The sequence below is a fragment of the Streptomyces sp. NBC_01465 genome (genome assembly GCF_036227325.1).
Classification (GTDB): domain Bacteria; phylum Actinomycetota; class Actinomycetes; order Streptomycetales; family Streptomycetaceae; genus Streptomyces.
On sequence record NZ_CP109467.1, the window covers coordinates 1,789,966 to 1,811,855 of the forward strand.

Genomic DNA, 21,890 nt, shown 5'->3' on the forward strand with positions numbered 1-21,890 from the left:
TCTTCGGTTCACCGACCTCTCGGAGGCATCTCGATGCGCAGACCCCTCACCCTCGCCGCGGCGGCAGCCTTCGCCACGGCGTTGTTCGCTCTCGGCGCCCCCTCGGGCGTCGCGGCGACCGCATCCTCCCCCCACAGCGGCGTCACCGTCGCCCGCGCCTGCGCGACGCCGACGCAGGCGAGCGTCATGGCCTGCAAGGCACTTCGGGTCAGCAGCGGCACCGTGCACGCCGCGCGGACCGAGACCGTGAAGCCCAACGCCGCGGCGGCGACCCCCTCGGGCTACGGACCCAGCAACCTGCAGAGCGCCTACGGGCTGACGTCGGCCGCAGCCTCCAACGGCGGCAGTGCGACGGTCGCGATCGTGGACGCGTACAACGACCCGAACGCCGAGGCGGACCTCGCCAAGTACCGTACGCAGTACGGACTTTCGGCCTGCACCACGGCCAACGGCTGCTTCAAGAAGGTCAGCCAGACCGGCTCCACCACCTCGCTGCCCGCCTCGGACGCCGGCTGGTCGGAGGAGATATCCCTCGACCTCGACATGGTCAGCGCCGTCTGCCCCAACTGCCACATCCTGCTCGTCGAGGCGAAGACCGCGTCCATGGCCAACCTGGGCACCGCGGTCAACGAGGCGGTCACCCTCGGCGCCAAGTACGTCTCCAACAGCTACGGCGGCTCCGAGTCCTCCAGCGACTCGGGCTACGACACCAAGTACTTCAACCACCCGGGCGTCGCGATCACCGTCAGCGCGGGCGACTCCGGCTACGGCGCGGAGTACCCGGCGGCCTCCAAGTACGTGACCTCGGTGGGCGGCACCGCGCTCTCCACCTCGTCCAACGCCCGCGGCTGGACCGAGTCCGTCTGGTCCACGAACTCCACCGAGGGCACGGGCTCCGGCTGCTCGGCGTACGACACCAAGCAGTCCTGGCAGACCGACACCGGCTGCGCGAAGCGCACGATCTCCGACGTCTCCGCGGTCGCCGACCCGGCGACGGGCGTGGCGGTCTACGACTCGTACGGCGTCACGGCCGGCTTCTACACCTTCGGCGGCACCAGCGCCTCGTCGCCGATCATCGCGGCCGTGTACGCACTGGCGGGGACGCCGTCCTCGGGCTCGTACCCGACGTCGTTCCCGTACGCCCACACCGGCTCGCTCAACGACGTGACGAGCGGGTCGAACGGCAGCTGCTCGGGCACCTACCTGTGCACCGCGAAGTCCGGCTACGACGGCCCGACGGGCCTCGGCACGCCGAGCGGAACGGCGGCCTTCACCGGCTGATCCTGTTCGCGGTGTGCACCGCGCGGAGCACGGCGGCCGCCTTGTTGCGGCACTCCGTGTCCTCCGCCACCGGGTCGGAGTCGGCTACCACGCCGGCTCCGGCCTGCACGTATGCGGTGCCGCCGCGCAGCAGCGCGGTGCGGATCGCGATGGCGGTGTCGGAGTCCCCGGCGAAGTCGAGGTAGCCGACGCAGCCGCCGTACAGACCGCGCCGGGAGGGCTCCAGCTCGTCGATGATCTGCATCGCGCGGGGCTTGGGGGCGCCGGAGAGCGTGCCGGCCGGGAAGCAGGCGGTGAGGACGTCGAAGGCGGTACGGCCCTCGGCGACCCGGCCCGTCACGGTCGACACGATGTGCATGACGTGCGAGTACTTCTCCACCGACATGAAGTCGACGACCTCGACGGACCCGGGCTCGCAGACCCGCCCGAGGTCGTTGCGCCCGAGGTCCACCAGCATCAGGTGCTCGGCCCGCTCCTTGGGGTCGGCGAGCAGCTCCTCCGCCAGCGCCTGGTCCTCCTGCGGGGTCGCACCGCGGTGCCGGGTCCCGGCGATGGGGTGGACCATCGCGCGCCCGTCCTCGACCTTGACCAGGGCCTCGGGGCTGGAGCCCACGACATCGAAACCGTCGAAGCGGAAGAGGTACATGTACGGGGACGGATTGGTGGCCCGCAGCACCCGGTAGACGTCCAACGCGCTTGCGGTGCAAGGGGTTTCGAAGCGCTGGGAGGGTACGACCTGGAAGGCCTCGCCCGCCCGGATCCGCTCCTTGATGTCGACGACGGCGTCCTGGTAGGCCTTTCCGCCCCACAGTGCGGTGTACTCCGGCAGCTCGGACGCGGGCAGTTCGACGGGAGCGGTCGGCACGGAGAGCGCCAGATCGGCCTCCATCGCGTCGAGGCGGGCGACGGCGTCCGCGTAGGCCTCGTCGACTCCGCTCTCCAGGTCGTTGTGGTTGATCGCGTTGGCGATCAGCAGGACCGACCCCTCCCAGTGGTCCATGACCGCCAGGTCCGAGGTGAGCATCATCGTCAGCTCGGGCAGCTGCAGGTCGTCCCGCTCCCCCGGGCCGATCTTCTCCAGGCGGCGCACGATGTCGTACCCGAGATAGCCGACCATCCCGCCGGTGAAGGGCGGCAGTCCGCCGGCCAGGTCGCGCGGGGTGTGCAGCGCATCGACGGTGGCGCGCAGTGCCTTCAGCGGGTCGCCGTCGACCGGTACGCCGACGGGCGGGGTGCCCTGCCAGTGCGCCTGTCCGTCGCGGGAGGTGAGGGTGGCGGCGGACCGTACGCCGATGAACGAGTAGCGGGCCCAGGACCGGCCGTTCTCCGCGGACTCGAGCAGGAACGTCCCCGGACGCTCGGCGGCGAGCTTGCGGTAGAGCCCGACAGGAGTGTCGCCGTCCGCGAGCAGCCGGCGGCTGACGGGGATGACACGGCGGTCGACGGCGAGCTTGCGGAAGGTCTCAAGGTCCATGACGGAGAGCTTAGAACGGTACGCGGACCGCTCGGCGTTGCAGGCCGAGGAGCGGACCTGGACCCGCTAGAACCGAGGAATGCTCCAGCTCCTGATCGCCTCCGCCGCAGCCCTGACCACCCTCGTCCCCGGCCCGCCGCCGTCCTGGCCCGCACCTGCCGACGTACCGACGCGGGTGCGGGCGGCCGGGCTGACGATGCTCGACGACGAGAAGATGACGATGCACATCCACCCGCATCTGGAGGTGTTCGCCGACGGCCGCCGGGTGACGGTCCCCGCAGACATCGGCATCGACCGCTCGGGCAGGAAACCCCGCTACAGCCCGCTGCACACGCACGACACGACGGGGAAGCTGCACGTCGAGTCGGCGGTCCGGCGGGACTTCACGCTGGGCCAGCTGCTGACCGAGTGGGGCGTGCCGCGTACGGACGGCCGTGCGTACGTCAACGGGCGCGCGTACGCCGGTGACCCGGCCCGGATCGTGCTCCACGACCTGGACGAGATCAGGCTCGTCTACGGCCGCCCCTAGCCGAGCAGCACGTCCGCGTCGAAGCAGGTCCGGTCGCCCGTGTGGCAGGCGGCGCCCACCTGGTCGACCTTGACCAGCAGGGTGTCGCCGTCGCAGTCCAGCGCGACCGACTTCACGTGCTGGAAGTGGCCGGAGGTGTCGCCCTTGACCCAGTACTCCTGACGGCTGCGCGACCAGTACGTGCAGCGCCCGGTCGTCAGCGTCCGGTGCAGCGCCTCGTCGTCCATCCACCCCAGCATCAGCACCTCACCGGTGTCGTACTGCTGGGCAACGGCGGGAACGAGGCCGTCAGCGGTGCGCTTGAGGCGGGCGGCGACGGTGGGGTCGAGACTGCTGGGCGTGCTGGTCATGCCCCTATTGTGCCGCGCCGTACGGGCATCCTGGACGTGCGTCCACTGGGCGGACCGGCCCCCTCAGTCGTACGCTGGCGTCCATGTCGACCCATGCGAAGCGTGAACGACTTCTCCTCGCCGATCTGTTGGAAGCGGCCGGACCGGACGCCCTGACCCTCTGCGACGGCTGGAAGACCCGCGATCTCGCCGCCCATGTGGTGGTGCGCGAGCGCCGCCTCGACGCGGCGGGCGGGATCGTCCTCGGGGCGCTCAAGGGGCGCCTGGAGAGGGTGCAGGCGGAGTTCGCCTCGAAGCCGTACGAGGAGCTGATCCAGCTCATCCGCACCGGGCCTCCGAAGTTCTCCCCGTACGCCCTCAAGCAGGTCGACGAGGGCGCGAACGCGGTGGAGTTCTACGTCCACGCCGAGGACGTCCGCCGCGCCCAGCCCGACTGGACGCCGCGCGAGCTCGACCCGGTCTTCTCGGACACCCTGTGGCGGCGGCTGGAGAAGGCGGCGCGACTGGTGGGGCGCAAGTCACCGGTGGGTCTGGTGCTGCGCCGCCCGGACGGGCAGACGGCGGTCGCGCACCGGGGCGCCCCGGTGGTGACGGTGACCGGCGAGCCGGGCGAGCTGACGCTGTTCGTGTACGGGCGGCAGGACGCGGCGAAGGTTGAGCTGGAGGGCGACAAGGACGCCTCGGCGAAGGCCCTTGAGGCCAAGCTCGGGCTGTGATCCCACGCAGCTCTCGCACCGATCGGCCGCGGGCGGCCACTGATCTTCAACGCAGCTCTCGCACCACTCGGCCGCAGGCGGCCTCTCGGGCTTCGAGCTGCTGCGCCGGACTCCGTCCGTCGGTCTCGGCTGGGCGAACTCGCCGGTTCAGCGCGGGAGTTCCGCGTGCCGGAGTTCCCTGGACGCGAGCCCGAGCAACGCGCCCGCCGCGCACACCGCGGCGCTGGTGACGAAGACCGGTGTGGTGCCCCACACGCCGATCGCCGCGCCCGTCAGCGGGTAGCAGAGCGGGGCGATACCCATCGCCAGAAGGTTGCTGACCGAGCTGACGCGGCCCATGTAGCCGGGGTCGGTCTGAGTCTGGGTGAGCGCCGAGCAGATCGAACCGGCGAATCCGGCCAGGGCCCCGATGGCGAAACCCGCGAGGGCAGCGAGGGCGACCGACGAAGCGTACGCGAGGCCCGCAATCGCCGCCGCTCCGCCGATCAGTGCGTACGACTGGACGAGACCGGCGTACGGAACCCGGCCCCGCACCGCCAGGAACAGCGCCGCGCCGCCCGCACCGAGGCCGAACGCCGCGACAATCCAGCCCATGCCGGACGCGCCCCAACCTCGCTCCTTGGCCAGCAGGGTGAGGCCGATGTTGGCCGGTCCGGCGAAGCCGATCTCGCCGACGGCGATGAGGAGCATCAGCGGGGCGAGGACCCGGTGGTGGCGTATGTACCGTATGCCGTCGGCCAGTTGACGCCAGGCGGAGTCGTTCTCCCCGGTCACTTCACCGGCGGGCAGCTGCGCGACCTTCAGGCCGAGCAGCAGTGGCAGGGACAACGCGAAAAGGAGCCCGGCGGCGGCGAAGGCGGCCGCTGACCCACCGAGCGCCACCGCGACTCCGCCCAGGGAGGCCCCGGAGATGCCACCGACCCGGTATGCGATCCCGCGCAGCCCCTGCAGACGTGCCAGCTGTCCCGGCCCCACAATCCGGGGCGGCAGGGCGCCCACGGCGGGCATGAAGAGGGCATCCACCACCCCGAAGACCAGCGCGACGGCGACGAGGAGCCAGAGCGTGGGGCTAGTGAAGACCAGCGTCAGGGCCATGCCCAGAATTACCGCCGCGCGCGCCGCGTCGCTGCCGATCACCACCTTCCACGGGCCGAACCGGTCGGCGACCACGCCCCCGCCGAGCATCAGCAAGGCGCGCGGCACGGCTCCGACAGCGAGCACAAGGCCGGCCTGAGTGGGGCTGCCGGAGCGGACGGCGGCCCAGGAGAGAGCCAGGAAGCAGATGTTGTCACCGACGGTCGATGCGGTGAAGGCGCCGAGCCAGCGCAGGACATTGCCGTCGCGGTGGGCGGGGCGTTCGGGAGCTGCCGCGGCTATGACAGCGGCGTCGGTGGCGGTCATGGGCGGAAGGGAAAAGCGTAGGCGTGGATCGCGACCTGCTCGCGGCCCTCGGTGTCGCCCGCCTCGTCGGCGGCGCGGCCCTTGTCCTGGTACTTCTTGACCACGTCCCCCAACTCCCCTTGCAGTGCACTGAGTTCGGCCGCAGTGAGTCGCGGCAGCCACTCGGAGTCCATGGAGGCGGACCGCCACTCGGCACCCCACGTCTCCGCCTCGTCGAGGTGGCGGAGGTACAGGTCCGAGCGCTGCGCGAAGAACGTCCGGATGAGCGAGCCCTGCGCGGCGAGCAGCTCCGGGGCATCCCGTACGTCCTCGTGCCGGATGCTGATCCCGTCCGAGGTGAGCTGCCACCACCGCTCCCGGCCGTCCGTGCCCTGCGGCTCGGCCTCCTCGACCAGGCCGAGCTCGTGGAGCTTGCGCAGGTGATAACTGACGAGCGAGACCGCCTCGTCGACGCTCTCGGCGAGGTGGGACGCGGTGGCGGCACGGGCCACGTACAGCGCGCGGTAGAGCTTCATGCGCAACGGGTGTCCGAGCGCTTTGAGGGTGTCCAGGTCCTTGACCCGGTGGGTCTCTCGCTTCGTCATGCCACCCACCGTAGATACGAAAGAAAAGTTGCGCAATAAAAATTGCGCAACCAATCTTTCGCAATCTGGGGTTCCTAGGCCCGCACCTCGGGCAGCTCCGCACCCCGCACAGCCCGGGACGCAAGCCCCACCGTCGCGCCCAGCGCGCTCAGCGCGCCGCCCGCGATGTAGAGCGGGCCCGTGCCGGTGACCTCGGTCAGCACGCCGAAGAGGGGGTACGCGAGCGGGGCGATGCCCACGCCCGTCAGGGCCATGACCGAGCTGACCCGGCCCAGGTACGCCGTGTCGGTGGCCGTCTGGATCAGGCTCACCGCAAGACCGCCGCAGACCCCGCTGGCCAGCCCGGACACCAGGGCTACGGCCACGGCACCGGGCAGGGAGGGAATGAGGCCGATCACGGCGATGCCGGCGGAGGCGACGACCAGGGAGACGTTCTGGACCATGCCGGCGCGCGGGAGGCGCCCGCGCACGGTCAGGAGCAGCGCCATCGTTGTCGTACCGACGCCGAACACCCCGGAGATCCAGCCCATCCCGCTCGCACCCCACCCGCGTTCGTCGCAGAGCAGCACCAGGCCGACGGTTAGCGGGGCGATGATCCCGAACTGGCTCATGGCGCCGGAGAGCACGAGCGGGCCGATCACCTTGTGGCGGCGGATGTAGGTCAGGCCCTCGACCAAGTCGCGCCAGGGCGTGGTGGGTTCGACGTCCTTGATCGTGTCGTCGGCGGGAAGCGACCCGATCCGTACGACCCACAGCAGCGCCAGCGAGGAGCAGAACAGCACGCCCGCGACGGCGAATGCGGTGGCCGGTCCGCCAAGTCCCATGGCCAGACCGGCGAGCGGCGGGGCAGTGGTGCGCGAGAGGCGGCCTGCCAGCATCACCATGCTCTGCAGGCGTACGACTTCGGCGGGCTCGGTGATGCGCGGCGGCAGCGCGCCGACGGCCGGCAGGAACAGCGCGTCGACGACCCCGAAGACCAGCGCCACCGCGATGAGCACCCACAGCCCGGGCGAGGAGAAGACGAGCGCGGCGGCGACACCCAGAATCACCACACACCGCAGGGCGTCGGAGCCCAGGACGACGGCCCGCGGCCCGAAGCGGTCGGCGATCACTCCCCCGCCGAGCATCAGCACCGCCCGGGGGATCGAGCCCATCGCCATGACGATGCCGACCTGGGCGGGCGTGGCAACGGCGTTGGCGGCCCAGGCGAGGGCGACGAAGTACATCCCGTCGCCGAGGAGCGAGGCACTGTAGGCGACGAGCCACCTCAGCACATTGCGGTCGCGGTACGCGGGCCGCGGCCGTATCACCCCGGTGGTGGTCGTGTCCTTCTCCGCCGCGGTGTCCACACGTCCCCCTGCTCACAGTTGATCGGCAGGGGGACCGTATGGACTCGTTCGCGCATACGCAAGCGAATTAGCGGACGGGGTGGCCCGCTTCTCGCAGTGTGTCCTTCACCTGGGCGATGCGCAGGTCGCCGAAGTGGAAGACCGAGGCCGCGAGGACCGCGTCCGCGCCCGCCTCGATCGCCGGGGGGAAGTCGGCCAGGCGGCCCGCTCCGCCGGAGGCGATGACGGGGACGGTCACGTGCTTGCGCACCGCCGCGATCATCTCCGTGTCGTAGCCGTCCTTGGTGCCGTCGGCGTCCATGGAGTTGAGGAGGATCTCCCCGGCCCCCAACTCGGCCGCCCGGTGCGCCCATTCGACGGCGTCGATCCCCGCGGACTTGCGGCCGCCGTGGGTGGTGACCTCGAAGGAGCCCGATGCCGTACGGCGGGCGTCCACCGACAGGACCAGGACCTGGCGGCCGAAGCGCTCGGCGATCTCGCGGATCAGGTCGGGGCGGGCGATGGCGGCGGTGTTGACGCCCACCTTGTCCGCGCCGGCCCGCAGGAGCTTGTCGACGTCCTCGGTCGTACGGACGCCGCCTCCGACCGTGAGCGGGATGAAGACCTGCTCGGCGGTGCGGCGGACCACGTCGTACGTCGTCTCGCGGTTGCCGGAGGACGCCGTGATGTCGAGGAAGGTCAGCTCGTCCGCGCCCTCGGCGTCGTACAGCTTGGCCATCTCGACCGGGTCGCCCGCATCGCGCAGGTTCTGGAAGTTGACGCCCTTGACCACCCGGCCGTTGTCGACGTCGAGGCAGGGGATGACGCGTATGGCGAGGCTCATGACGCTTCAGCTCCTCGGTACGCCTCGATCTCGACCTCTACCACCAGGCTGGGGTCCACGAATCCCGAGACGATGATCATCGATGCGGCCGGGCGGACCGCGTCGAAGAGCTCCTTGTGGGCGCGGCCCACGTCGTCGACGTCCCGGGCGTGCGTGATGTACATCCGGGTGCGGACCACGTGGCTCGCGTCCAGGCCCAGCTCCTTGAGCGCGTCGATCGCCACGTTGAAGGCGGCGATCGCCTGCTCGTACGGGCCGCCTTCGGCGATCCGGCCGTTGACGACCGCGGTGCAACCCGACAGCAGGACAAGGCCGTTGGGCAGTTCGACGGCTCGCGAGTAGCCGAAGCGCTCCTCCCAGGGGCCGCCCGAGGAGATCTTCCGTACGGAGTCGGTCATGACGCCACCACCTTCAGGGCCTCTTCCAGGGTGAAGGCCTCCGCGTACAGGGCCTTTCCTACGATCGCGCCCTCGACGCCCTCGGGGACGAGGGTGGAGATGGCGCGCAGGTCGTCCAGGGACGAGACGCCGCCCGAGGCGACGACCGGCTTGTCGGTGGCGGCGCAGACGTTGCGCAGGAGCTCCAGGTTCGGGCCCGTGAGCGTGCCGTCCTTGGCGATGTCCGTCACCACGTAGCGGGCGCAGCCCTCGGAGTCGAGGCGCGCCAGGGTCTCGTAGAGGTCGCCGCCGTCGCGGGTCCAGCCGCGGCCTCGCAGCGTCGTGCCCTTGACGTCCAGGCCGACGGCGATCTTGTCGCCGTACCGGGCGATGACCTTGGCGACCCACTCCGGGGTTTCCAGGGCCGCGGTGCCGAGGTTGACGCGGGTGCAGCCGGTGGCGAGGGCCGCTTCGAGCGTGGCGTCGTCGCGGATGCCGCCCGAGAGCTCGACCTTGATGTCCATCGCGGCGGAGACCTCGGAGATCAGCGCCCGGTTGTCGCCGGTGCCGAACGCGGCGTCGAGGTCGACCAGGTGCAGCCATTCGGCGCCGGCGCGCTGCCAGGTGAGGGCGGCTTCGAGCGGGGAGCCGTAGTTGGTCTCGGAACCCGACTCGCCGTGGACGAGGCGGACCGCCTGGCCGTCGCGGACATCCACGGCGGGGAGGAGTTCGAGCTTCTTCGACGTAGGCGTAGGCATCAGAGGGTTCCGATCCAGTTGGTCAGCAGCTGGGCGCCGGCGTCGCCGGACTTCTCGGGGTGGAACTGGGTGGCCCACAGGGCGCCGTTCTCGACGGCCGAGACGAAGCGCTCGCCGTGCGTGGACCAGGTGACGCGCGGGGCCCTGATGGCCGGATTGGTGACTTCCAGGGACCAGTCGTGGGCCGCGTAGGAGTGCACGAAGTAGTAGCGCGCGTCGGCGTCCAGGCCCGCGAACAGCTGGGTATCGACCGGGGCTTCGACAGTGTTCCAGCCCATGTGCGGTACGACGTCGGCCTTGAGCGGGCCGACCGTGCCGGGCCACTCGTCGAGGCCTTCGGTCTCCACGCCGTGCTCGATGCCCCGCTCGAAGAGGATCTGCATCCCGACGCAGATGCCCATCACGGGGCGGCCGCCGGCGAGACGGCGGCCGACGATCCAGTCGCCGCGCGCGTCCTTCAGTCCCTGCATACAGGCGGAGAAGGCGCCGACGCCGGGGACGAGGAGGCCGTCCGCCGCCATGGCCCTGTCGTAGTCGCGGGTGATCTCGACGTCCGCGCCGACGTGCGCGAGGGCGCGCTCGGCGGAACGGACGTTGCCGAAGCCGTAGTCGAAGACCACGACCTTCTTGGGAGTGCTCATGACCACAGCCCCTGAATGCGCAGGATGCCGGCGAGCAGACACATCACCGAGCCGATGGAGAGCAGCACGATGAGGCTGGCGGGCATCTTCTGCTTGGCGAAGGAGTAGACGCCGCCGGCGAGGAAGAGGCCGAGGACGATCAGGATGGTGTTGAGGCCAGTCATGCTTACAGCGCGCCCTTGGTCGAAGGAAGGATGCCCGCGGCACGCGGGTCGTGTTCGGACGCGTAACGCAGCGCGCGGGCAAGGGCCTTGAACTGGCACTCGACGATGTGGTGGGCATTGCGCCCGTACGGCACGTGGACGTGCAGGGCGATCTGCGCCTGGGCGACGAAGGACTCCAGGATGTGCCGGGTCATCGTCGTGTCGTACTCGCCGATCATCGGCGCCATCTTCTCGGGCTCGGTGTGCACAAGGTACGGGCGGCCGGAGAGGTCCACGGTGACCTGGGCGAGCGACTCGTCGAGGGGGACCGTGCAGTTGCCGAAGCGGTAGATGCCGACCTTGTCGCCGAGCGCCTGCTTGAAGGCGGCGCCGAGCGCGAGGGCGGTGTCCTCGATGGTGTGGTGCGAGTCGATGTGCAGGTCGCCCTCGGTCTTGACCGTGAGGTCGAAGAGGCCGTGGCGGCCGAGCTGGTCGAGCATGTGGTCGTAGAAGCCGACGCCGGTCGACACGTCGACCTTGCCGGTGCCGTCGAGGTTGATCTCGACGACGACCGAGGTCTCCTTGGTCGTGCGCTCGACGCGTCCGATACGGCTCATGCGGTGATCTCCTTGGCGCTGATTTCTTTGAAGAGCGCGCGTACCGCTTCGAGGAACGCGTCGTTCTCGGCCGGGGTGCCGACCGAGACGCGGAGCCATCCGGGCACTCCGTTGTCGCGGATCAGCACGCCGTGGTCGAGGATCGCCTGCCAGGCGGCGTGGGCGTCCTCGAAGCGGCCGAACTGGATGAAGTTGGCGTCGGATGCGGTGACGTCGTATCCGATGGTGCGCAGCTCGCCGACGAGGCGGTCGCGCTCGGCCTTGAGCTGCTCGACGTAGCCGAGGAGCGTGTCGGTGTGCTCCAGGGCCGCGAGGGCGGTCGCCTGGGTGACGGAGGACAGGTGGTACGGCAGGCGCACCAGCTGTACGGCGTCCACGACGGCCGGGTCGGCGGCCAGATAGCCCAGGCGCAGGCCCGCGGCGCCGAAGGCTTTGGACATGGTGCGCGAGAGGACCAGGTGGGGGCGGCCCTCGATCAGCGGGAGCAGCGATGGGGCGTGGCTGAACTCGCCGTACGCCTCGTCGACCACGACCATCGAGGGCTTCGCCGCCTGCGCGGCCTCGTACAGCGCGAGGACCGTCTCGGCGCCGACCGCGGTGCCCGTGGGGTTGTTGGGCGAGGTGATGAAGACGACGTCGGGCTTCTCGGCGGCGATGGCCGCACAGGCCGCGTCGACGTCGATGGTGAAGTCCTCGTTGCGCGGTCCGGAGATCCAACCGGTCCCGGTGCCACGGGAGATGAGCGCGTGCATCGAGTACGAGGGCTCGAAGCCGATGGCGGTGCGGCCGGGCCCGCCGAAGGTCTGCAGCAGCTGCTGGAGGACCTCGTTGGAGCCGTTGGCCGCCCAGACGTTGGCCGTGGAGACCTCGTGGCCGGCGGTGCGGCTGAGGTACTTCGCGAGTTCCGTACGGAGCTCGACCGCGTCCCGGTCGGGGTAGCGGTTGAGGTCGCGGGCCGCTTCCTTCACGCGCTCGGCGATGCGCTCGACGAGGGCGTCGGGGAGCGGGTACGGGTTCTCGTTGGTGTTGAGGCGGACGGGGACGTCCAACTGGGGTGCGCCGTAAGGGGACTTGCCGCGCAGTTCGTCCCGTACGGGAAGATCGTCAATGCCGGTCACGAGGGGACCTTCCAGTCGAAGCGCGCCTTGAGGGCGGCGCCGTGTGCGGGCAGGTCCTCGGCCTCGGCGAGCGTCACCACGTGGTGGGTGACCTCGGCGAGGGCGTCGCGCGTGTAGTCGACGATGTGGATGCCGCGCAGGAAGGACTGGACGGAGAGGCCCGAGGAGTGGCAGGCGCAGCCGCCGGTGGGCAGGACGTGGTTGGAGCCGGCGCAGTAGTCGCCGAGGGAGACCGGGGACCAGGGGCCGACGAAGACCGCCCCTGCGTTGCGGACCTTCTCCGCCACCGCGGCGGCGTCGCGGGTCTGGATCTCCAGGTGCTCGGCGCCGTACGCGTTGACGACCGCGAGGCCGTCCTCGATGTTCTCGACGAGGACGATCGCGGACTGCCGGCCGTTCAGGGCGGGGGTGATCCGCTCCTCGCGGTGCTTGGCGGCCGCGACCTGCGGCTCCAGCTCCTTCTCGACCGCGGCCGCGAGCTCCGCGGAGTCGGTGACCAGGACGGCTGCGGCGAGCGGGTCGTGCTCGGCCTGGCTGATCAGGTCGGCGGCGACGTGGACCGGGTCGGCGGTCTCGTCGGCGAGGACGGCGATCTCGGTGGGGCCCGCTTCGGCGTCGATGCCGATGATGCCGGTGAAGTAGCGCTTGGCGGCGGCGACCCAGATGTTGCCGGGGCCCACGACCAGGTTGGCGGGGAGGCAGGACTCGGTGCCGTACGCGAACATCGCGACGGCGGTGGCGCCTCCGGCCGCGTACACCTCGTCGATGCCCAGCAGCACGCAGGCGGCCAGGATCGTGGGGTGCGGAAGGCCGTCGAACTCGGCCTGGGCGGGCGACGCGAGGGCGATCGACTCGACACCCGCCTCCTGTGCCGGGACGACGCCCATGATCACAGAGGAGGGGTAGACGGAGCGGCCGCCGGGTGCGTAGATCCCGACGCGGTCGACCGGCACCCACTTCTCGGCGACCGTGCCGCCGGGGACGACCTGGGTGACCTTGGTGGTACGGCGCTGCTCGCGGTGCACGATGCGGGCGCGGCGGATCGACTCCTCCAGAGCGGCCCTGACGGCAGGGTCGAGCTGCTCGAGGGCGGCGGTCAGAGCGGCGGCGGGGACCCGCACCTGCTCCAGCCGTACACCGTCGAATTTCGCCGCGAAGTCGATCAGCGCCGCGTCGCCACGATGATGCACGTCCTCGCAGATGGGCCGCACCTTCTCCAGGGCGGCGGTCACGTCGAAGTCGGCACGGGGCAGCAGGTCGCGCAGGGCGCCACCCTCGGGGAGGGCGTCGCCGCGCAGATCGATTCGGGAGATCACGGAAACAATTCTCTCAGACGGCCTCCGGCGCCCGTCGCCCGTATCAATGGCTGATACACACCGCGACCTCCCCTGGTGACCACTAGCGTTCGCCCCATCACTCATGGGCAGGGAGGGGCGGCAGTGACGGAGGCGCAGGACGACGGGGATGCGCCGGACTGGCTGACCGGGTGCGAGCTGGGGATGTGGCAGGCGTTCCGCAACGGGAGCACGTACGACCTGCGCACCCGCAACCCGGTCCTGGACGACCCGTTCTCCGCCCGCCCCTGGGGCCCCGAGCGCACGGTTCGTGCCCGGGTCGTGGCGCTGCTGCTGCTCAGCGGGCCGCCCGCGCTGGCGGGGCGGGTGGCGGCGCTGAAGCTCGACGGGGTGCAGATCAGCGGGACGCTGGACCTCTCCGGCGGGACGGTCGAGCCGTACGTGGAGCTGAACAACTGCCGCTTCGAGAACGAGGTGCTGCTGCCCGAGTGCCGCTTCGCGACCGTCCGCATGGTCGCCTGCGCGATCCCGCGCCTGGAGGCCGCCCGGCTGCACACGGAGGGCGATCTGCATCTGCCGCGCTGCCGGGTGCCGGGCGGGATCCGGCTCACGGACGCGCACATCGGCACCGATCTGCTGATCAGCCAGCTGGTGGTGGGACCCGACCGCAAGGGGCGCTCGATCGCCGCCGACGGGCTGTTCGTCACCCAGGACCTGCAGGCCGAGCAGATCGAGTCGCACGGCGAGATCAGTCTGCGGGCGGCGAAGGTCGGGGTCTCGCTGAGCCTGAACGGCAGCCGGCTGCTCAACCCGGGCGGGCGCCGCGCGCTGAACGCGCCGCAGCTGACCGTCGAGCGGACCTTCTATCTGACGGCGTCCGCGGTCTTCGGCACCGGCACTCCCCCGTACGGAATGAGCCAGACCCCGGCACGCGGCACCCGCATCCAGCCCCTGGTGTGCGAGGGCGAGATGCGGCTCGACGACGGGCGGTTCGGGGACGCGGTCGACTTCGAGTCGGCGCGGTTCGTGCTGCGCGACGACCAGGAGCTGTCGCTGCGCCGGATCCAGACGCCCGAACTGCGCTTCCTCGGCGAGCGGCCCGAGCGGGGGAAGGTGGTGCTCTCGGGCGCCCGGGTCGTCAACCTGGTCGACATGTCGACGAGTTGGCCCGATCCCGGGGGCCTGGCGATGGGCGGTTTCGCGTACGAGAACCTCATCCCGGTCGGGCACTTCCCGCTGACGCGGCGCCTGGAGTGGGTGCTGGCGGCGACCCCTGAGTACGCCCCGGAACCGTACGAGCGCCTCGCCGCGGTCCTGCGCGCCAGTGGCGAGGACGCCGACGCCCGCGAGGTGCTCCTGGCCAAGCAGCGCAGACGGCGCGAGACGCTGCCGCTCGCCGCGAAGCTCTGGGGCTATCTGCAGGACTGGACGGTCGCGTACGGCTACCGCCCGGGCCGCGCCGCCCTGTGGATGGCGGTCCTGTGGGCGGCGGGCGCCCTGGCCTTCTCCCGGTACGACCCGGCCCCGATCCAGCCGGACCAGCACCCGCAGTGGAACGCGGCGCTCTACGCCCTGGACCTCCTGGTCCCGGTGATCAATCTCGGCCAGGACGGCTACTGGAAGCTCTCCGGCGGCTGGCAGTGGGCGGCGGCAGCGCTGATCCTGCTGGGCTGGATCCTGGCGACGACGGTGGCGACGGGTGCGTCACGACTGCTGCGCCGGGGCTGACGGTCACCGCACACGGCCGCATCTTTACCGGGCCTTGACCCGCCCGCGTACAACCATCACGGCCTCTGCCAAAGCTTCACAGTGGCCCACTGGCGCCGCTCCCACCTGCGGTTTTCAATGGATCGCACCATGTCTTTCGTACGAGCCCTGATCAGCACCAAGCGCCTGCTGCGGCAGACGCCACCGCTCGCGCCCGGCCTGCCCGCCGCCGACGAGCTGCTGCTCGACGCCCCCGACGAGCGGCTCGCCCCCGCGCTCGTCGCCGCCGCCCTGGGCGAGTACGAACCGGCCGCCAAGCTCCTGGCCACCACCCGTGACGCCGCCGAGTGGGAGAACCGCGACCGCTACGTCATGCGCCTCGCCGCCTTCGCGCACAGCCGCCACGAGTGGCTCGCCGACTGGCTGGGCGCCTCCCCCGAGGACCCCGACGCGCTGCTGGTCAAGGCCGAGCTCGCGGTGCGCAGGGCCTGGGAGTCGCCCGCGCGCGCCGAGCGGCTGCGCGAGATCGGCCCGCTGATCGGGGCCGCCGCGGACGCCGATCCGCGCGACCCCGTGCCGTGGCGCGTGGCGCTCGACCACGCCCGCGGCACCCACGCCTCGCACTCCGAGTTCGAGACGCTGTGGGAACAGGCCATACGGCGCTCCTCGCACCACTACGGCTGTCATGTGGCCGCCCTCCAGTACCTCTCCGCCCAGTGGTACGGCTCGCACAGCGAGTGCTTCGACTTCGCCGAACAGGCCGCAGAGGACTCCCTGCCCGGCTCGCTGATCCAGGCCCTCCCGGTCCGCGCGGCGTACGCGTACCTCCTCAACGGAGGCCGTCTGGCCGTCGCGACGGAGCGGATCGACGCGGCCGCCGACCTCGCGATCGCGCTCTCCGCCGGGTACGAGGTCGGCGACGCCTGGCCGGCGGAGGTCCGCAATCTCCTCGCGTACGTGCTGATCAGACGGGAGCGCTGGGCCGACGCACTCGAACAGTTCCGGCTGATCGGCCCCTACGCGACGTCCTTCCCGTGGGCCCAGCTGGGCGACGATCCGCTGGGCCGCTTCATCGAACTGCGCGACGCCGTGTGCATCGGAACGGCCGCGTCCACACCGCTTGGCCAGGCGGCCGGACGCCGCCGCTCCGGCGGCCATTACGCTTGAGCGTTGTGACCACCGTTCGTCTCCCCCTCTTCCCGCTCAACTCGGTGCTGTTCCCGGGCCTCGTGCTGCCCCTGAACATCTTCGAGGAGCGTTATCGCGCCATGATGCGCGAGTTGCTCAAGACCGACGAGGACGAGCCGCGCCGCTTCGCCGTGGTGGCCATCAGGGACGGCCGCGAGGTCGCCCCGACGGCCCCCGGGATGCCGGACCAGACCAACCGCCTCGAACTGGGCCCCACGGCCGGCTTCGGCGCCGACCCCGCGCAGGCCTTCCACCGGGTGGGCTGCATCGCGGACGCGGCGACGATCAGGGAGCGCGACGACGGCAGCTTCGAGGTCCTGGCGACGGGCACGACCCGGGTCAGGATCCTCTCGGTGGACTCCACAGGACCGTTCCTGACGGCCGAACTGGAGGAGCTGGAGGAGGACGCGGGCGACGAGGCGGGCACACTCGCGGAGGGCGTCCTGCGAGCCTTCCGCAACTACCAGAAGCGGCTGGCGGGAGCACGCGAACGCTCCCTCACCACAGGAGCGGACCTCCCGGACGAGCCATCGGTCGTCTCGTACCTGGTCGCGGCAGCGGTAGTCCTGGACGTCCCCGCGAAGCAGCGCCTGCTCCAGGCCCCCGACACGGCGACCCGTCTCCGCGAGGAACTGAAGCTCCTGCGCACGGAAACGGCGGTCATCCGCCACCTCCCGTCGCTGCCCGCGACGGAGCTGACGCGGCACCCGACGAACCCCAACTGAGGCGGCCCGGATGGCAAAGAAGCCGAAGAAGCAGTCCGGCGGCACGCCCGCCACAGTCGCCCTCACGGCAGCGGGCACGCCGTACACCCTGCACGCGTACGAACACGACCCCGCGGCCCCCTCCTACGGCGAGGAGGCCGCCGAGGCACTGGGCGTGACGCCGGACCGGGTGTTCAAGACACTCCTGGCGGACGTGGACGGCGACCTGACGGTGGCGGTGGTCCCGGTGTCGGGCTCCCTGGACCTCAAGGCCCTGGCGACGGCGGTCGGCGGCAAACGGGCGACGATGGCGGACCCGGCAACGGCGGAACGCTCCACGGGCTACGTCCTGGGCGGCATCTCCCCCCTGGGCCAGCGCAAGAAGCTCCGCACGGTCCTGGACGCCTCGGCCTCGGCGCACACCACGATCTGCATCTCGGCGGGCCGCCGCGGCCTGGAGGTGGAGCTGTCCCCGGAGGACCTGGCAACGCTGACGGCTGCGGTACTGGCGCCGATCGGGCGTGCGTAGGGGCTCGACGGGACGGTTGTCCTCGATTACGACGGACACATGTCGAAAAAAACGCGCATGCGAAAGTGGCGGGTAAAGAAGAACAAGTCGAACCACGGCCGCCGCCCGGCATGATCAAGCCGTCCGGCGATTGAGGACCGGGGGCGGAGCCCCCGAACAGGCGACGGGGCCCGGGGTCTGGGGCGGGAGCCCCCCACGCGGCGGAGCCGCACAATGTCACAGTCGGGAAGGGGCGGGGTGGGGGAATCCCTCCCGCCCGGACCCGCGCCCTACACCCCTGGCGGCCGCTCGTCCTGAGCCCGCTGCTCCAGCGAAGGCACCGGCCCGTCAAAAGCCCCCGCACCCGCGTCCGCCACAGCGTAAGACGCCCACGGCTCAGGATCCCGAGGCCCGAACAACGCGGTCAACGCAAGATGCACAATCATCGCCGCCACAGGCCAAGCCAACAGCGCCCCCTTGGCAGCAAGCTTCAGCGGCGCATCAAACGTGACCCCCTTGCCCGCCTTCAGCGCGGCCGCGACCACATCGTCGTCGGGCCCGAGCAACAGCCCCACCCGCCAAGCAAGCACCGCACCGAGCAGCCCGCCCACAGCAAGCCCCAGCACCAGAGGAATCCCCCCGCGCCGCCGCACCAGGAAAACAACAACCGCGCTCACCACACCGAAAGCCAGCGCGAGCAGCAGAAACGTGCCGTCCGCGCCCACCGCCTCCTCGCCCTCGGTGTTCTTCAGAAAGACGGCCTTGCCGTCCGACACCAGCGGAACCTTGGGAGCGAGCCACGCCCACAGCACCCCGAGCAGCACGCCCGTGACGGCGATCGCCACGGCGACCACCGCGGCCTGCCAGATCTCGGTCCCGACTCCGGGCCCCTCGTCGACCGCGGAGGCGTCCTGATAGGGCCCTCCGGGCGGAGGCGTCTGCTGATGAGGCTGCTGAGGAGGCGTCAGTGGTGCGGTCACCCTGCCATCGTGCCAGGCGCGTCCGAACGCTGCCTCACCGGACCGCCGCCCGCCGGTACGCCCATGTGGCGACCGCGAGCGACAGAACACCGACAACCCCGCACACCCCGAGGTCAAGTCCGATGACCGCCCAGTCGGGATGCGCGTCGAAGCTCCTGCCGAGCGCCTCCACCCCGTACGTGGAAGGCAGCAGATCACGCGCGTACGCAATCGGCCCCGGCAGCCGCCCGGCGGGCAGCACCCCGAGCAGCAGCGCCGCCGACATCCCCAACTGCCCGAGCAGCGTGGCGAGTTCCTGCCGCGGAGCCAGCAGCCCGAGAGCGGCCCCCAGCCCGGCGAGCGCGGCGCCGGACAGCGGAACGACCGCCACCAGCACCCACAGATGGCCCATCGGCAGCTGGAACAGCAGCGACCCGGCCACCGCGGTCACCACGGTCCCCGGCACGGTGAAGGAGGCGTACGCGCCCGCGGCACCCAGCACCACCGAGGCGGGCGGCACCGGCAGGGTGGCGTAATGATCAAGCCCCCCGCTGCTCCGAAGCGCCCCGAAATACTGAGCCAGCAGATTGAGAGCGACGAACGCGACGACAAGAACAGTCGACCCCGCGACGACAGCCCGCGCCTCGCTCCCCCCGTCGACGACCCCCCGCATCAGAACCATGATCCCGATGGACTGGAAGGTCGCCACGAAGAGCAGCGGGATCCGGGCGACACGGGCCCGCGAGAGCTGGGCCCGGTAGACCGCGGCGAGCGCGGGCAGCAGCCCCGCCCGCGGCGCGAGCGGCGCGGCCGCGCCGTCCTGGTCGTCCCCGGTACGCACAGAGGTCACCGCTCCCGCCGATACGACGGCACTCACCCCTTCACCAGCCCTTTCGCAACTCCGCCGAGCGCAAGATAGACGTCCTCCAGGCTGGGCGTGGACAGCGTGAAGTCGTCCAGCGCGGCGAAGGCCGCCCCGCCGGTGACGGCGGCGACGGCCGCCCGCGCCTCGTCGGGCGCGAGCCGCAGCACCCACCGCCGCCCGGACTCGTCGGCGGACGACCGCAGCGCGGCGACCTCCGGGACCTCCAGCGGCGCCCGCTCGCGCCACACCAGATCGACCCGGACCTCGTCGGCGACCTGCGCCTTCAGTCCGGCCGGGGTGTCGCAGGCGATGACCCGTCCGCGTTCCATGACGGCGACCCGGTCGAGGACGGTCTCGGCCTCGATGACGTTGTGGGTGACGAGCAGCACGGTCGCCCCGTGCTCGGCCCGCCGCCGGTCGACGGCCGCCCAGACCGCGCGGCGCGCGACGGGGTCCATCCCGGTGGTGGGTTCGTCCAGCACGAGCACGGGCCGCTCACCGACGAGCGCGGCGGCAAAACAAGCGAGCCGCCGCTGCCCCCCGGAGAGCTTCTTCAGGGGGCGTCCAGCGATCTCGCCGAGCCCGAGCTCCTCGATGACGGCGTCGCGCTCGGCCCGGGCGTCACCCAGGCTCAGCCCGCGCAGCCGCCCGGTGGTCTCGGCAGCGAGCGCGACGGTCAGCTCGTCGAGGGCGGTCGACTCCTGGCCGAGATAGGCCAGCAGGCGGGAGGCGCGCTCCGGATGCCGTACAAGATCATGACCGAGGACGTCCACGCTGCCGGAATCGGGCCGCATCAGCCCGGTCAGCTGCCGTACGAGGGTCGACTTGCCGGCGCCGTTGGGCCCGAGCAGCCCGAAGATCTCGCCGCGCCGCACCTCCAGGGAGATCCCGTCGGTGGCGCGCACTGCCTCGGTGGCCGGAACCCCGCGTCGCCCGCGCGCGGCGGGGTACGTCTTCACCAGGTCCCGCACCACGCACACGTTGCCCGTCCTCACGAGGTACGAGGGTACGGGGTTCGGCGGCCCGGATTGCGCCCGGGGCCCGGTCCGCCCCGGTTTCCTACTCCCCCGCAGGTGCGTGCTCGGCGGCGGCCCGCACATCGATCTCGCGCCAGAACCCGGCCCTGATCGCGTAGCGGTCGTGCTCGTCGATCTGGTCGTCCTTGTGGGCGAGGAGGCCGAACCGGGCCGCGTACCGCAGCAGCTCGCCGTCGATGCGGTGCGGGATCCGCGGGTACATCGTGGACAGCTTCGGTACGTGGCTCTGCTCGGGCAGGCGCTCCATCCACCGCCGGGCGAAGACCTGGCCGACCTCGAAGGGGTCGCCGCCGACCGTGGTGATGTCCTCCTCGCGGTCCGCCCACCGCTGCTCGGCGCTGGTCAGCTGGGCGAGGGTCGGCAGAGAGGCGGTCTCGGCGGGCTCGCCGAGGGGGCCTCCGGGCCGCTCGACCCACCCTTTGTCGGAGGACCAGCGCAGCGTCGCGCTGGTGGGGTGCTGGGCGGGCTGGGTGCCGGGCCCGCGCAGACCGGCCAGGTCCTTCGGTGTCGGTACGCCCTTGCCGCCGGCCGGGGCGCGGTCGGCTTCCTCCTGGTCGTCGGCGGCGGTCCCGGCGGGCGATCCGTTGCGTACGGCGGCCTGGGCGGCGCGTTCCGCCGATGCGGCCAGCGCGGACTCGGGCAGCGGCGCGGAGAGGATCGCGGCGATCTCGGGGCGGGGTGCGGGGGCGGGGGCGCAGATCCCGCTGAGGTCCTTGGCCCGTACGGCCTTGGTGATCCAGGCCCGGTCGAGCACCCGGCGCTCGTCGGCCTCGGCGACGAGGTCCTCGGACTGGTTGTAGTCGCCGTCGGCGGCCTGCACGGCCCACAGGTGCACGGCGACGCCGTGCTCCTTGGCGGACATCAGCCCGGGCAGCAGATCGCCGTCGCCGGTGACCAGGACGATGTCGGAGCAGGCGCGGTTTCTGGCCAGCTCGGTCAGTTCGGCGTGCATCGCCGCGTCGACGCCCTTCTGCGCCCAGCGGCCGTCGCTGCGGGTCAGGGCGCCCAGCCGTACGGTCACGCGCGGCATGACGCGCAGCCGCCGGTGCTCGGGCTGCGGCACGCGGTCGGGGGCGCCGTCGAACCAGTAGATCCGCAGCAGCGGCTGCTGTGTGTCGTCCTCGGCGAGCTCCCGCAGACCCTGGATCAGGGTGGCGTGGTCAACGGTGATGCGGGAGCGGGCGGGCTCTCCGGCGAGGAGACTCGCGGCGGCGCCCAGGAGATATCCGGCGTCCACCAGGACGACGCAACGGTCCACGTGATCCACCCACTTTCGGATACGACATCGGATACGACGGGGGAAGGGAAAGCGCAACGGGTTTTCTTCGAGTCTGCCCGACTGCGCGGGCGTTAACGGCCGGAACTCGATCATCGGCGTGGCGTATCGGGAAGTTGTTCCGAAGTTGCACTGCGCCAGCCCCAATTACGCACGGTAATGATCCAAAATGCGGCGATTTGCCGGGTAT

The 21,890-nt window shown here is 71.3% G+C and carries 24 protein-coding genes; 7 read left to right on the plus strand and 17 right to left on the minus strand.

The window, feature by feature from the left end:
• Positions 1-33: 33 nt before the first annotated feature.
• Positions 34-1,281, plus strand: coding sequence for a S53 family peptidase (locus OG707_RS08215; protein ID WP_329115920.1), 1,248 nt, complete (start codon positions 34-36; stop codon positions 1,279-1,281).
• Here the strand turns inward: OG707_RS08215 and OG707_RS08220 are convergent.
• Positions 1,271-2,755 carry an anthranilate synthase component I gene (locus OG707_RS08220; RefSeq protein WP_329115922.1) on the minus strand — a complete coding sequence of 495 codons (1,485 nt, stop codon included), beginning with the start codon at positions 2,753-2,755 and terminating at the stop codon, positions 1,271-1,273. The two genes, OG707_RS08215 and OG707_RS08220, sit on opposite strands and share 11 nt — an antisense overlap.
• Before the next feature lie 79 nt (positions 2,756-2,834).
• On the opposite strand from OG707_RS08220, the gene OG707_RS08225 reads away from it, so the two are divergent.
• Entirely contained in the window at positions 2,835-3,284 is a 450-nt protein-coding gene (locus tag OG707_RS08225) for a hypothetical protein (protein WP_329115924.1), read from the plus strand.
• On the opposite strand, the gene hisI is transcribed toward OG707_RS08225, so the two are convergent.
• Entirely contained in the window at positions 3,281-3,634 is a 354-nt protein-coding gene (gene hisI, locus OG707_RS08230; protein WP_329115925.1) for a phosphoribosyl-AMP cyclohydrolase, read from the minus strand. The two genes, OG707_RS08225 and hisI, sit on opposite strands and share 4 nt — an antisense overlap.
• 83 nt (positions 3,635-3,717) lie before the next feature.
• On the opposite strand from hisI, the gene OG707_RS08235 reads away from it, so the two are divergent.
• Positions 3,718-4,350 carry a TIGR03085 family metal-binding protein gene (locus OG707_RS08235; protein WP_329115928.1) on the plus strand — a complete coding sequence of 211 codons (633 nt, stop codon included), beginning with the start codon at positions 3,718-3,720 and terminating at the stop codon, positions 4,348-4,350.
• A gap of 147 nt (positions 4,351-4,497) precedes the next feature.
• On the opposite strand, the gene OG707_RS08240 is transcribed toward OG707_RS08235, so the two are convergent.
• From OG707_RS08240 to hisD, 11 genes are all read right to left on the minus strand, one after another.
• Positions 4,498-5,751, minus strand: a complete 1,254-nt coding sequence (locus OG707_RS08240; protein ID WP_329115930.1) for an MFS transporter — start codon at positions 5,749-5,751, stop codon at positions 4,498-4,500.
• Positions 5,748-6,335 carry an ArsR/SmtB family transcription factor gene (locus OG707_RS08245; protein ID WP_329115933.1) on the minus strand — a complete coding sequence of 196 codons (588 nt, stop codon included), beginning with the start codon at positions 6,333-6,335 and terminating at the stop codon, positions 5,748-5,750. Before OG707_RS08245 ends, OG707_RS08240 begins: the two co-directional genes overlap by 4 nt.
• A gap of 74 nt (positions 6,336-6,409) precedes the next feature.
• Positions 6,410-7,684: an MFS transporter gene (locus OG707_RS08250; protein ID WP_329115935.1), complete on the minus strand. Its 1,275-nt coding sequence runs from the start codon at positions 7,682-7,684 to the stop codon at positions 6,410-6,412.
• A 67-nt stretch (positions 7,685-7,751) separates the two neighbouring features.
• A complete protein-coding gene (gene hisF / locus OG707_RS08255; RefSeq protein ID WP_329115937.1) occupies positions 7,752-8,507 on the minus strand; it encodes an imidazole glycerol phosphate synthase subunit HisF in 756 nt (251 codons plus the stop codon).
• Positions 8,504-8,905 (minus strand): RidA family protein, encoded by a 402-nt coding sequence (locus tag OG707_RS08260; protein WP_329115939.1) that lies wholly within the window; start codon positions 8,903-8,905, stop codon positions 8,504-8,506. Before OG707_RS08260 ends, hisF begins: the two co-directional genes overlap by 4 nt.
• Positions 8,902-9,642 carry a bifunctional 1-(5-phosphoribosyl)-5-((5-phosphoribosylamino)methylideneamino)imidazole-4-carboxamide isomerase/phosphoribosylanthranilate isomerase PriA gene (priA, locus tag OG707_RS08265; protein WP_329115941.1) on the minus strand — a complete coding sequence of 247 codons (741 nt, stop codon included), beginning with the start codon at positions 9,640-9,642 and terminating at the stop codon, positions 8,902-8,904. Before priA ends, OG707_RS08260 begins: the two co-directional genes overlap by 4 nt.
• Positions 9,642-10,289: an imidazole glycerol phosphate synthase subunit HisH gene (gene hisH, locus OG707_RS08270; protein WP_329115943.1), complete on the minus strand. Its 648-nt coding sequence runs from the start codon at positions 10,287-10,289 to the stop codon at positions 9,642-9,644. The genes priA and hisH overlap by 1 nt, the downstream gene beginning before the upstream one ends.
• Positions 10,280-10,447: a hypothetical protein gene (locus OG707_RS08275; protein WP_329115945.1), complete on the minus strand. Its 168-nt coding sequence runs from the start codon at positions 10,445-10,447 to the stop codon at positions 10,280-10,282. Before OG707_RS08275 ends, hisH begins: the two co-directional genes overlap by 10 nt.
• Positions 10,448-10,449: 2 nt before the next feature.
• The gene (gene hisB / locus OG707_RS08280) at positions 10,450-11,043 is read right to left on the minus strand and encodes an imidazoleglycerol-phosphate dehydratase HisB (protein ID WP_329115947.1); all 594 of its coding nucleotides are present in this window, start codon (positions 11,041-11,043) and stop codon (positions 10,450-10,452) included.
• Positions 11,040-12,161 (minus strand): histidinol-phosphate transaminase, encoded by a 1,122-nt coding sequence (locus OG707_RS08285; protein ID WP_329115949.1) that lies wholly within the window; start codon positions 12,159-12,161, stop codon positions 11,040-11,042. The genes hisB and OG707_RS08285 overlap by 4 nt, the downstream gene beginning before the upstream one ends.
• Complete coding sequence (gene hisD / locus OG707_RS08290; RefSeq protein ID WP_329115951.1) at positions 12,158-13,477, minus strand: histidinol dehydrogenase; 1,320 nt, start codon at positions 13,475-13,477, stop codon at positions 12,158-12,160. The genes OG707_RS08285 and hisD overlap by 4 nt, the downstream gene beginning before the upstream one ends.
• Before the next feature lie 183 nt (positions 13,478-13,660).
• Here hisD and OG707_RS08295 point away from each other — a divergent pair, with 183 nt between their 5' ends.
• The 4 genes from OG707_RS08295 (at position 13,661) to ybaK (ending at position 17,584) form a co-directional block, all read left to right on the plus strand.
• The gene (locus OG707_RS08295; RefSeq protein ID WP_443071477.1) at positions 13,661-15,184 is read left to right on the plus strand and encodes an oxidoreductase; all 1,524 of its coding nucleotides are present in this window, start codon (positions 13,661-13,663) and stop codon (positions 15,182-15,184) included.
• A 129-nt stretch (positions 15,185-15,313) separates the two neighbouring features.
• Positions 15,314-16,330 carry a hypothetical protein gene (locus OG707_RS08300; RefSeq protein WP_443071285.1) on the plus strand — a complete coding sequence of 339 codons (1,017 nt, stop codon included), beginning with the start codon at positions 15,314-15,316 and terminating at the stop codon, positions 16,328-16,330.
• A gap of 5 nt (positions 16,331-16,335) precedes the next feature.
• Positions 16,336-17,076 (plus strand): LON peptidase substrate-binding domain-containing protein, encoded by a 741-nt coding sequence (locus tag OG707_RS08305; RefSeq protein ID WP_329115957.1) that lies wholly within the window; start codon positions 16,336-16,338, stop codon positions 17,074-17,076.
• Between the two features lie 10 nt (positions 17,077-17,086).
• On the plus strand, positions 17,087-17,584 hold the full coding sequence (gene ybaK, locus OG707_RS08310; RefSeq protein ID WP_329115959.1) for a Cys-tRNA(Pro) deacylase: 498 nt from the start codon (positions 17,087-17,089) through the stop codon (positions 17,582-17,584).
• A 269-nt stretch (positions 17,585-17,853) separates the two neighbouring features.
• Here the strand turns inward: ybaK and OG707_RS08315 are convergent, their stop codons facing one another.
• The 4 genes from OG707_RS08315 to OG707_RS08330 all read right to left on the minus strand — a co-directional run bounded on the left by OG707_RS08315 (position 17,854) and on the right by OG707_RS08330 (position 21,691).
• Complete coding sequence (locus OG707_RS08315) at positions 17,854-18,543, minus strand: DUF2567 domain-containing protein (RefSeq protein WP_329115961.1); 690 nt, start codon at positions 18,541-18,543, stop codon at positions 17,854-17,856.
• Positions 18,544-18,577: 34 nt separating this feature from the next.
• Entirely contained in the window at positions 18,578-19,399 is an 822-nt protein-coding gene (locus OG707_RS08320) for an ABC transporter permease (RefSeq protein ID WP_443071286.1), read from the minus strand.
• Positions 19,396-20,367 (minus strand): ABC transporter ATP-binding protein, encoded by a 972-nt coding sequence (locus OG707_RS08325; protein ID WP_329127676.1) that lies wholly within the window; start codon positions 20,365-20,367, stop codon positions 19,396-19,398. The genes OG707_RS08320 and OG707_RS08325 overlap by 4 nt, the downstream gene beginning before the upstream one ends.
• Positions 20,368-20,446: 79 nt before the next feature.
• A complete protein-coding gene (locus tag OG707_RS08330) occupies positions 20,447-21,691 on the minus strand; it encodes an NYN domain-containing protein (RefSeq protein WP_329115965.1) in 1,245 nt (414 codons plus the stop codon).
• Between the last annotated feature and the right edge of the window lie 199 nt (positions 21,692-21,890).

Excerpts from the sequence above, each read along its gene's own strand:
- OG707_RS08215 (WP_329115920.1), top strand. The coding sequence starts at position 34 with ATGCGCAGACCCCTCACCCTCGCCGCGGCGGCAGCCTTCGCCACGGCG.
- OG707_RS08220 (WP_329115922.1), bottom strand. The coding sequence starts at position 2,755 with ATGGACCTTGAGACCTTCCGCAAGCTCGCCGTCGACCGCCGTGTCATC.
- OG707_RS08225 (WP_329115924.1), top strand. The coding sequence starts at position 2,835 with ATGCTCCAGCTCCTGATCGCCTCCGCCGCAGCCCTGACCACCCTCGTC.
- hisI (WP_329115925.1), bottom strand. The coding sequence starts at position 3,634 with ATGACCAGCACGCCCAGCAGTCTCGACCCCACCGTCGCCGCCCGCCTC.
- OG707_RS08235 (WP_329115928.1), top strand. The coding sequence starts at position 3,718 with ATGTCGACCCATGCGAAGCGTGAACGACTTCTCCTCGCCGATCTGTTG.
- OG707_RS08240 (WP_329115930.1), bottom strand. The coding sequence starts at position 5,751 with ATGACCGCCACCGACGCCGCTGTCATAGCCGCGGCAGCTCCCGAACGC.
- OG707_RS08245 (WP_329115933.1), bottom strand. The coding sequence starts at position 6,335 with ATGACGAAGCGAGAGACCCACCGGGTCAAGGACCTGGACACCCTCAAA.
- hisF (WP_329115937.1), bottom strand. The coding sequence starts at position 8,507 with ATGAGCCTCGCCATACGCGTCATCCCCTGCCTCGACGTCGACAACGGC.
- OG707_RS08260 (WP_329115939.1), bottom strand. The coding sequence starts at position 8,905 with ATGACCGACTCCGTACGGAAGATCTCCTCGGGCGGCCCCTGGGAGGAG.
- priA (WP_329115941.1), bottom strand. The coding sequence starts at position 9,642 with ATGCCTACGCCTACGTCGAAGAAGCTCGAACTCCTCCCCGCCGTGGAT.
- OG707_RS08275 (WP_329115945.1), bottom strand. The coding sequence starts at position 10,447 with ATGACTGGCCTCAACACCATCCTGATCGTCCTCGGCCTCTTCCTCGCC.
- hisB (WP_329115947.1), bottom strand. The coding sequence starts at position 11,043 with ATGAGCCGTATCGGACGCGTCGAGCGCACGACCAAGGAGACCTCGGTC.
- OG707_RS08295 (WP_443071477.1), top strand. The coding sequence starts at position 13,661 with ATGTGGCAGGCGTTCCGCAACGGGAGCACGTACGACCTGCGCACCCGC.
- OG707_RS08300 (WP_443071285.1), top strand. The coding sequence starts at position 15,314 with ATGTCTTTCGTACGAGCCCTGATCAGCACCAAGCGCCTGCTGCGGCAG.
- ybaK (WP_329115959.1), top strand. The coding sequence starts at position 17,087 with ATGGCAAAGAAGCCGAAGAAGCAGTCCGGCGGCACGCCCGCCACAGTC.